Origin of the sequence: Clostridium sp., assembly GCF_021372645.1 — a bacterium.
Classification (GTDB): Bacteria; Bacillota; Clostridia; order Clostridiales; family Clostridiaceae; genus Clostridium.
Genome location: NZ_JAJFUC010000022.1, coordinates 1 through 4,807, shown reverse-complemented (window position 1 = coordinate 4,807; position 4,807 = coordinate 1). Strand labels below are relative to the sequence as shown.

Annotated in this window: 4 protein-coding genes and 1 pseudogene; 2 read left to right on the top strand and 3 right to left on the bottom strand. The window is 28.4% G+C overall.

The window, feature by feature from the left end:
• Window positions 1-470: 470 nt before the first annotated feature.
• The 3 genes and pseudogenes from LLF98_RS03320 to LLF98_RS03305 all read right to left on the bottom strand — a co-directional run bounded on the left by LLF98_RS03320 (window position 471) and on the right by LLF98_RS03305 (window position 3,287).
• Complete coding sequence (locus tag LLF98_RS03320; RefSeq protein ID WP_291700794.1) at window positions 471-659, bottom strand: hypothetical protein; 189 nt, start codon at window positions 657-659, stop codon at window positions 471-473.
• Between the two features lie 83 nt (window positions 660-742).
• Window positions 743-1,145 (bottom strand): annotated as a pseudogene (locus LLF98_RS15390) (3'-5' exonuclease); the annotation flags it as partial.
• A gap of 801 nt (window positions 1,146-1,946) precedes the next feature.
• Window positions 1,947-3,287, bottom strand: coding sequence for a transposase (locus LLF98_RS03305; protein ID WP_291700788.1), 1,341 nt, complete (start codon window positions 3,285-3,287; stop codon window positions 1,947-1,949).
• A 359-nt stretch (window positions 3,288-3,646) separates the two neighbouring features.
• Here LLF98_RS03305 and LLF98_RS03300 point away from each other — a divergent pair, with 359 nt between their 5' ends.
• Both LLF98_RS03300 and LLF98_RS03295 read left to right on the top strand, forming a co-directional pair.
• On the top strand, window positions 3,647-3,880 hold the full coding sequence (locus LLF98_RS03300; RefSeq protein ID WP_291700786.1) for a hypothetical protein: 234 nt from the start codon (window positions 3,647-3,649) through the stop codon (window positions 3,878-3,880).
• Between the two features lie 216 nt (window positions 3,881-4,096).
• A complete protein-coding gene (locus LLF98_RS03295) occupies window positions 4,097-4,702 on the top strand; it encodes a hypothetical protein (RefSeq protein WP_291700785.1) in 606 nt (201 codons plus the stop codon).
• Window positions 4,703-4,807: the final 105 nt, after the last annotated feature.

Below are 4,807 nucleotides of genomic sequence, written 5' to 3'. Positions count from 1 at the left end.
TTGGTCAGGAAGTTTACCTAAATGCTGCTATAATAAGAATTGTAAATAAAATAAGATAAGGAGTTCGCTTAACTGCGAGCTCCATTTTACTATACATTGAAATATCTATATTTTAAATACGCTATTTTCTGAAGCGCTTACGGTTCGAATGATATTTTCTAATTTACTATGCACTTTTTCGGTTATAATCTAATAAATAGAAAAGACACATACTCTTTGTATATGTCCTTAATATTATAGATACTATTTCCTATCAAATTTCATTTTTCTATTCTTCTTGCTTGTTACATCTAAAGGGTTATATTCATATGTCTAAACAAAATACTATCAGTTTCAAAATTAACATCTTTAACCCTCAAATTCAATAGAGTTTCCGACCTGCATCCAGTTACAAAAGTTTGATAATAATTACCTTTATATCCTTTATCAATAATGTTATTAATATGTTTTTCTATCAACTGCTTTGTAAATTAATTAATACTACCTTCTACATTAACTATCTTTGGAAACTCATATTTATAAAATGCACTTTTGCTTTCTAATGTTCCATCTCTTTGCCCTATAGCTTTACAATAATCCATATATTCACCATGAATTTCTGCAATTGTTTTATTACAATTGTTGTTAATTTTGAGTGTTTTTAATTTTAATTTTGCCATAAATTAATACCATCCCCTATGCCGATTTTTTACTTAATAGGGTATAGTACGTATGCTTGTTCTAAATAGTTATTACCTATCTACTACATCTTTTCAATCAAATTATTATCAATCAAAACCTTCAAAGAAAAACTCCTAAAAATACCATCTTCAAACTTCAATTTAATCTTATCTTTATCCTTTTCATCAAATTCTTCTATTTCCCCTATACCAAAGTTCTTATGAACTACCTTACTTCCAACTTCATAGTCATAGGTATCCACTGGAATATCATTTAATTTTCCTTCAACAATAAATCTTGAAACATCCTTAAATTGCCCTTTCCTATTTCTTGGAGAAAAAATAAATATAGTCGTCTATTGCTCTTGTTATACCAACATAAAACAATCTTCTTTCCTCTTCTATATTTTCTTTTATACTTGATGCATGAGGTATTGTTTCTTCCACGCAATTTATAATATACACGTTTTTAAATTCCATGCCTTTACCCCATGTCAAATTCTACAATTCAATTCATAACTAGATAAATAGGATATTTGAGAATTATTAGAAGTATTGTTTATTAATTCGTTCCATTCCTTATTTAATTATTTATATTATACAATTACTAAACAATCTTTTTCAACAGTCTATGTGCAATTTTACCATCGATAACATACACGATAAAAAACGTTGATATTATTATATTTATTTAATATATTGAATATCGTTGGAAAATATTTGTGGTGAACGTGCTCAGCTATTGACTTTGTATCAATATACACTCTTTTCAACTCTTATTTTATTTATAAATATCACTTTTACAAACTTCATACTGTTTTACTGTCGTTTCTTTTCCTAGCTTCAATCCTTCTTTTATCAGAAGTATCACTTTACAATATAAGTGTTATCACCCATGCTTGGATCTTTCTTAGTTTCAATCCTTCTTTTATAAAAAGTATCACTTTTACGTATTAATGCAAATAATCTTAGTGTTTTACTCATTTCCTCTATAACCTAGACAGGTTTAAAATGCATGAAGACTTAACTAAATTATTAATTTTTCTTTACATAAATCAACAAATAACATACTTATAACCTATACACCATAAGGATTGTAATGATATTTTTAAAAAATTGCTTATAATTGTTTTTATTTTTCAGGATTGAGTAGGGAATTTAACCCTACAGTTTTTACCGAGATCCGAAGACTCTGACCCGATGACACAGGTTTTGGGAAAAACTAATAAACCCATACTTCTATATTAATTATATTTAATAAAATTGTTGAATATAACAAAATATTTTCTACAATAGTGATTTCATCTTTTCTTCACACTTTTCTATTTTCTCTATTATTTTCTCTACTGATTTCCCCTTATTCTTTGCAACCTTTTTATCATAATGAAGCTTGAAGTAATTTTTTACTTCAGTAATAAGTGGCAGGTTATCACATTGTTTCATTGGAAATTTGGTCAAATAATTTTCTTTATATAAACTTTGTATTTTGTCTTGAATTCTTATTATATCTTCTATATTATCAGTTGCTATATTAAGTGCGGCATTATAATCAGCATTAATTTTTAAATCACAGTTGAGACAATGAAATTCAGCTTGGATTTTTCTATTATCTTTATGAATATAACCACATCTGCTACATCTTTGACTAGTAAATTTAGGATTAATTTTCCTGACTACTATGCCATACTTCTTTACTTTCTGCTCTATTTTGTTTTGTAAGTCATAATATGTCCAGGCTTTTAGAAATTTTTCTGTCTTATCTCCCTTGATTCCTGAAAGGTCCTCTACTTGAATGGTAGCACACTCATGTTTTAATGCCCAATTAACAATTGCTTTAGCATATTTGTGATTGGTAGTAGCATTAAAGTTACTTTCCCTATTTCGTATATGCTCTAAAGGTTTCATTTTAGCTTTATACCCATGTCCTCTTCTACCATCTCCACAAAATTTACTTTGTCTTTGAATATCTTTTTTCCTACTTTCAATTCTAGCTTTATATTCTGCTATTTCTGAACCACCTATGAAGTATCTATTGTAGGAATTGTTAACAGCTACTACTGCTGCATTAACTACTCCCATATCAATTCCAAGTATATTTTCAGCTTTAAGGTTTCTTTGTTGTACTTCCAAATTATATGTTAGCAGTAACATATATTTCCCCTTTTGCTTTTGGAGTTTAGATCCACATAGTTTATAAATTCTATTATTTAAGTTATATAAAATATTTTCTCTTGCTCTATCAATTTTTCTTATCTTAAATAAAATTGAAGTTGACTCTAAGCTAAGTTCCTCTTTATACTCTGGTTTGAGCAATTTAATATTAAAATAATATTTTTTAAATTTGTCGTCATATCGAAGTTCAATAGTATTACTAGCAACTTCTAAAGGGATATTATTTCTATAGCTTGGAATTGACTTCTCACCTTTTTCTATGTATGGAGCAAATTCCTCCCATTTATCACCTGCTAGTTTTATACTTTGAGATGCATTAGAACTATATAAGCAATTATTTTCTTTCCCTTCTTCAACTAATATTTTATATGCAAGATTTCCAACACCACTACTACCAGTAGTATTTTTCATAAGTTGTTTAATGCCTTTTTCTTTAAAATTATATTTACTACTCATATCTGAGTATTCCCACCCAAGACTTATAGTCTTATTCATTAATTTTCTAGTACATGCACTAAGATCATTATATATTTGACTTCATTTCTTTTCTTGCGTTATTAATTCTAATTTAATAGTTTGTGTAATTAATACCATACCTTTCACCCCTTTGTGTTAATATGTTCTAATAGAATTTAATTATTTCAACTACAGGTGGTGCTTCTGCAAACAGCGTTACGTAATCTCTTGCCAATACTCTACAAGGATGAGGATTTAATAAATACTCCCAATTACCAATTGTTGCATTGAGCTGGAATGACTATAACCCATCAGAAAAGCATATAAAAAAGGCTTATAAAATTTCGAAGAAGTTTTATATGGATTTAAAATCAAGAAAACTTCGTTTTCTAATAATTGGAATTTTGATTCCTTTTAACTTATTTCAAGGCATGTGTGAGGAATATGCACCTGGAACAGAATATGAAACACAAGACGGAGTTTTTAGGAAACAGTATGTCGGTATGAGATATGCTTCAGGAATTCCTATGCCAATATACAAAAAAGTGTTCGGAAATCTGGTCTATCGAATTGTATTTAAAATATACAATTAGAATGTCCATTAATATAATTCGTAATTCTATTGGAAAATCTGACAATCGAGTAGGAGAAAAACAATTATTTTGTTTTCCGACCTCTCACACCACCGTACGTACAATGTCGTCAACTTAAGAAATAAGTAAAAAAAGAGAATTTTCAAAAAAACACTTGACAATAGAAGAAAAACTTGCATCCTCCTAGTGAATATACATTTATTGGGAGGTCTCTTAATGAATCATATTAAAATTTTATTACTTATTTTAAAGCAAACTAATACTCTCATAAGGTCTGAAGAGTATAAAGAATCATATAGAATAGGCAACTCATTTTCAAGAAATAGAAAATTATCCTTTTCTAATGCTGTTTATTTCATTTGCTCTGCACTTCGAAAATCACTTTCTTCTGAAATACATAATTTTATCGGTGAAAATTCTTATTTAGAGTTTCCTGATATATCAAAACAAGCATTTTCAAAAGCGAGACAGAATATTTCATCTGAAGCTTTTAAAGAGCTTTGCAGACTATTTGTTGACTCTTACTACAGCTCTAAAGTAAATCTAAAAAAATGGCATGAATTCAATGTTTTTGCTGTTGATGGAACAACTTTACAAGTACCCGATACATCCGAAAATATTGAGTACTTTGGGACAAGTAAAAATCAATCAACAACTAAAACTGCTCTTGCGTCGGCATCAGCCCTATATGATGTTTTAAATGATATTATCATTGATGCTACAATATCACGTTATAGAACAAGTGAAAGAAAATTAGCTAAACAACATATAAATTCCATAAATAATGTAAGCGCTTCAGAAAATAGCGTATTTAAAATATAGATATTTCAATGTATAGTAAAATGGAGCTCGCAGTTAAGCGAACTCCTTATCTTATTTTATTTACAATTCTTATTATAGCAGCATTTAGGTAAACTTCCTGACCAA

Bases quoted from the DNA above. Each gene is read 5' to 3' on its own strand.
- LLF98_RS03320 (WP_291700794.1), bottom strand. From the start codon at position 659: ATGGCAAAATTAAAATTAAAAACACTCAAAATTAACAACAATTGTAAT.
- LLF98_RS03305 (WP_291700788.1), bottom strand. From the start codon at position 3,287: ATGAGTAGTAAATATAATTTTAAAGAAAAAGGCATTAAACAACTTATG.
- LLF98_RS03300 (WP_291700786.1), top strand. From the start codon at position 3,647: ATGGATTTAAAATCAAGAAAACTTCGTTTTCTAATAATTGGAATTTTG.
- LLF98_RS03295 (WP_291700785.1), top strand. From the start codon at position 4,097: ATGAATCATATTAAAATTTTATTACTTATTTTAAAGCAAACTAATACT.